At 61.8% G+C, this 723-nt stretch carries 1 pseudogene; it reads left to right on the forward strand.

The features are described 5' to 3' along the window. Positions 1–287: 287 nt before the first annotated feature. Positions 288–723: pseudogene (locus tag M3A49_RS42380) on the forward strand (Mu transposase domain-containing protein); the annotation flags it as partial.

Raw genomic sequence — 723 nt, forward strand, 5'->3', positions numbered from 1 at the left:
CGCAGCACAATGCTCCGAAACTTCGGCTTACCCGCCCACTGAAGCTCGCATTGCTGCCGCGCTCACTGTGCATCCCGCACTCGCTCGCCCTGAACCTCGGAGCGATAGTCACGCCCCGAGTATCGCGAACCACCGAGTCGTTCATTCAATGCCCATAGCCGCCACCGCCCGTGGAGCGGTTTAGCACAAACGTTTTTTTGATTACCGATCTCGGATTGGCCTCGCTTAGCCTGTTCAGGCGTCTGCGGCCGCGATCGCTAACCAAAAAAACCTCTGCATTATGGCCTCGAGGCCATAACCACGAGAACGGGAGTGTCGAATCCTCGCACCGGTATCTGAAGGACGCGGTCGATCAGGCCTTGATGCTGCGTGGCCATCGCGACTTCGCTGATCGTGCCGCCTACGATGAATTCATCCGCGAGCAGGTGATGCGTCGAAACCGGCGCAATGCCGCTGCGTTCCGTATCGAGCGCCAGCAGCTTCAGGATCTGCCGGAGTACCGTACCACCGACTTCGTCGAGGAGGAGGCTCCTGTGACCCGTTGCAGCACGTTCACGGTGCGGGGCATCCTCTACAGTGCGCCGTCGCGCCTGATTGGCCACCGGCTGAAGGTGCGCGTCTACGGCGACCGGCTCGACTGTTACCTGTCCGGCGTGCTGGTGCACAGCACCGCACGGGGCTCCCGTGCGCACGACAACCGTCACGCGCTTGACTACCGCCACT

The organism is Paraburkholderia sp. CNPSo 3076, from assembly GCF_026343935.1.
GTDB lineage: Bacteria > Pseudomonadota > Gammaproteobacteria > Burkholderiales > Burkholderiaceae > Paraburkholderia > Paraburkholderia nodosa.